Annotated in this window: 2 protein-coding genes; both read right to left on the minus strand. The window is 44.2% G+C overall.

Annotated elements, in window-relative coordinates; translation table 11 throughout:
• The coding region (locus L1271_RS24425; protein ID WP_235369024.1) for a non-ribosomal peptide synthetase at positions 1 to 2,095 on the minus strand (2,095 nt) is incomplete at its 3' end.
• Positions 2,096 to 2,374: 279 nt separating this feature from the next.
• On the minus strand, positions 2,375 to 4,251 hold a 1,877-nt coding region (locus tag L1271_RS24430), incomplete at its 5' end, for a non-ribosomal peptide synthetase (RefSeq protein ID WP_235369025.1).

Here is a 4,251-nt window from a genome sequence, read left to right on the forward strand (position 1 = left end):
CTACCCCTTTTGGCTTACCTGTCGAGCCTGATGTATAAATAAGGTAACTTGGCTGGTCGCTCGTAGCTTGCGGATGACGGCCTAAGTTGTCTCTACACTGTTGTGCTAAGTCCTGCTGTAGTTTAGTTGCGTCTAGCTGCCACAGAGTGACACCTGCGATATCCAATAGCCCTTGAGTATGCTCGTTACAAATAACATGCTGCAACTGCGTATCTGCAACAATATACTCCAGTCGCTGTTTGGGATAATTAGGGTCCAGTGGGACATAGCGTCCTCCAGCTTTTAATACTGCCAACACTGCCACAACCATATTCACCGAGCGCGTTAGCAATATCCCTACCGCATCTCCTAGCTGCACTGCTTGATGCTGTAGTTGTCGTGCCAATTGGTTTGCACGTTGGTTGAGCTGACCATAGCTGATACTTTCATTGGCGGTTTCTACCGCCACCGCATCCGGTTGGCTCTTTACTTGACGCTCAAACAACTCATGCAATAAACAGCTCGGCACCTCAACATCCTGAGCTGTACTATTCAACTCCGTGAGCAAATAAGACCGCTCTCGCTCACTTAAGAGTTCCAACTCTACTAAGGGCTGCTCCACAGGTTGCGTTAGAAGGTTGTCCAAAACATTACCGAAGTGCCTATCAAATTGAGTTATGGTTTCTTCATTAAATAACTCGGTATCATAGACCCAAGTGAGTTTGCAGCCAGATTCGGACAGGGAAATGCTGATGTCTAAGTCATACTTGGTAGTAATGTTATCTGATAAGACTTCCTCGAACTCCACTCCCTGAAGGGATAGGCTCGGCTTGCTTGACGACTCACCCTGAAACATACTCAGCATCACTTGGAAAATAGGAGTATGCTGCACGCTACGCTCAACTTGGCAATGCTCTACAATCTGCTCAAACGGTAAGTCTTGATAGCTTTGCGCGGCTAAATTGGTATCACGAATATGAGTTAAAAATGCAGCGACAGTATCATGTTTGATAGATGACTTTAAAATTAGGGTATTGACAAAAAAGCCAATTAGCGGTGCCAGTGCTGTGTTTTGTCTATTTGCAAACGGAGTCCCAACAATAAACTCTGATTGGTTACTGTGACGGCAAAGTACAATACTCAGGGCTGCATGAAAAACCATAAAGGGGGTCATTCCATGGCGCATGGCAAAAGCCTCTATAGCCGCAGTAGAATAGCGACTGAACACTCTGGCTCCCTCATTACCTTTGCGCTCTGGGCGAGGATAATCCAAAGGTAAACGATGCAATAACGGAGCACCTGATAACTGCTGTCGCCAGTAACGTAACTGCTCCGCTAAGCGACTTTCTGTTAGCCACTGCCGTTGCCACACAGCAAAGTCAATATATTGGATAGCCAATGGAGTAAGTCTGGTTTCTTGTCCCATTTGCAGCGCTTGATACTCAGCAACAAACTCACGTACAAATATATTCATCGACCAGCCGTCAGAGGCGATGTGATGCATATTAAATAACAGAGTATTTTGGTTATCTGGGCCAGCTATAATATAACTCACCCGTAGCATTAGCTCAGTTGCCAAGTCAAAACTCTTTTCTGCATCATATCGGATCAACTCAGCTAATTTACGTTGTTGATACTGTGCCTCAAGTGCAGAAAGATCAATGCGGTTGATCTTAAATTTGAATTCTTGATTTATCTGCTGAAAGGGTTCCCCTTCAACCTCTCCGTAAGTGGTTCGCAATACTTTATGTCGCCAAATCAATTTCTTAATGGCTCGTTCTGCAATATCAACCGAGAAATCACCTGCGACTTTAATCACCTTAGGTATGTTGTATTGTGCACTCTGCCCTTCAAAGCGATCGATAAACCACAGGCGCTGCTGAGCAAAAGAGAGAGGGAAATGACCGTCATGAGATGCCAGCGCAGATATAGTTGACTTAGGATTAATCTCATTCTTTGTTAAAAAATGAATAATTTCTTGTTTGTTTGCCAGTATTTCTTGCTTGAGATTTTCAGGAAATGAAGCAACCGATAATTTATATTTCAGCTGCCCGCCTTCTGTATATAGGTACACACCTGAAGACGTGGCACTTGCAACTAGCTGACTGATACTCATAGATTATTTTCCCTAATAGGCTTTCATTCTTATTATTGAGCATCAAATAAGGCCTGTCTTACGCACGTGTGACTGCGCAGAAAATTTAGACAACCTCCACTACATGAGCTGTTTTCACACTTATTTTGGCGGCTACTCTGTCAACAAGGGGAATCCGGACAAAATATTAACTTTAATAACACTTAGATACTAACATGTTAATTTAAAACAACCAATATTTAACACAATATCATTATTTGGGCAAACTTTAACCCATTGCATTAGGGAAAGAGGGACGAATTACAACGTCCCTTCCTCTATCACAGTGGCTAAACTGGCTTGTCTGTTAAGGTCTCGTATCGTCAGAAGTTGCCGTACTTTCTCAGCTAATGTAGCGATCTCTGGATGAGCGATCAGCTCTGCTAAGCTTAATTCTAGTGACCAATAATCGTTGATTTCAGCCAGTAATTGGATCAGAAGTAATGAATGCCCTCCAAGCTCCATAAAGTGAGCATCAACACTAATTTGTTCGTAGGGAATACTCAAAAGACGTTGCCAAATACCAGCTAGCGCTTGCTCAATCTCATCACGGGGAGCTTTAACCGCAGATTCCACGTTATCAATTTCATAGCTCAGAGCTGCCTTATTAACTTTACCGCTTGGAAGTAACGGCCATTGCTCAACTGTAATGATGGCTGCTGGCACCATAAAAGCAGGTAAGTTAGTGCGTAATTGCGACTTAATGTGGCTAACAAAATCAGGGCCCACCGTTGTTATCGGCTCTATATAAGCAAGCATTCGATTGTGACCTTGACCATCTTTATCTATCTTGATCACCGCTTTGTTAACTTGCTCTAATAGCGCTAATTGACGTTCAACCTCTCTAGGCTCAATGCGATATCCTCGAATTTTTATTTGTTCGTCAGCTCGGCCTAAATATTCAAGCTCACCACTTTCAAGGTAACGCACTAAATCTCCAGTCCGGTAAAGACGTTTACAAGGGGCTAAGTTAGGCAATGTTACAAACCTTTCAGCAGTAAGCTCTGCTCTATTGATGTAACCTTTGGCTACACCATTACCACCAATGTACAACTCTCCTGCAACACCAAAAGGGCAAAGCTGCTGTGATTGATCCAAGATATATAGCTCAGTATTTGGCATTGCCCGCCCAATAGTGATCTGTTCGTTCTCATAAATTTCAGCAATACTGGCGCACACGGTGATTTCGGTTGGGCCGTAGAGATTAAAAACTGGATAATGACATGCCCAACGCCAGCCTAGCTCCTCATCACAAGCCTCTCCACCTACAGCCAAGGCTGCAAAGTTATAATCCTCTCGAAATGGTAGATGAGCAAGATAAGATGGAGTTAGTAATGTATGCGTAATTTTCTGCTGCACGAGATAGCGTGCCATAAGATCTGGGTTTGCTCTTTCCTGCTCGCCACAAATGTGAAGACTTGCGCCCTGCGTCAATGCCCACACCCACTCCAAAACAGAAGCGTCAAAACAGGGGGTTGAAAACTGCAATACACGAGCATTTCGACCTGTAGGTAAGCGTTTTTTCAAGGCTACCGCAAGTTCAGTCACACTTTGATGCGCAATAGCCACTCCTTTTGGATTGCCTGTCGTACCTGAGGTATAGATAATATAAGCTGTATCGCTTAACTTTCCTCTACTTTGACTACAACCCTCTCCCACGACTGTCTGTACAGCATTTGCAACACAAATACGTTCCAAGGCTAAATGCTTAAGATCAGACTCAAGGGGTGAGTCGGTAAGTACACAAGTCGCCTCCGAATCTTGCAACATGTACTCAGTTCGAGAAATTGGGTAGCTGGGCTCTAAAGGTAAGTACGTACCTCCCGCTTTTAAAATGGCCAGTATTGCCACCATCATATCTGTCGAACGCCCAACATATACGCCTACGGTATCCCCAACTTGGTATATTGAATTTGCGCACAAATGCTGGCTGACAGCTTCCGCACGTTGGTTGAGCTGACCATAGCTGATACTTTCATTGGCGGTTTCCACCGCCACCGCATCCGGTTGACTCTTTGCTTGACGCTCAAACAACTCATGCAATAAACAGCTCGGCACCTCAACATCCTGAGCTGTACTATTCAACTCCGTGAGCAAATAAGACCGCTCTCGCTCACTTAAAAGCTCAACCTCCGCAA

The organism is Pseudoalteromonas sp. OF5H-5 (assembly GCF_021530695.1).
Taxonomy (GTDB): Bacteria; Pseudomonadota; Gammaproteobacteria; order Enterobacterales; family Alteromonadaceae; genus Pseudoalteromonas.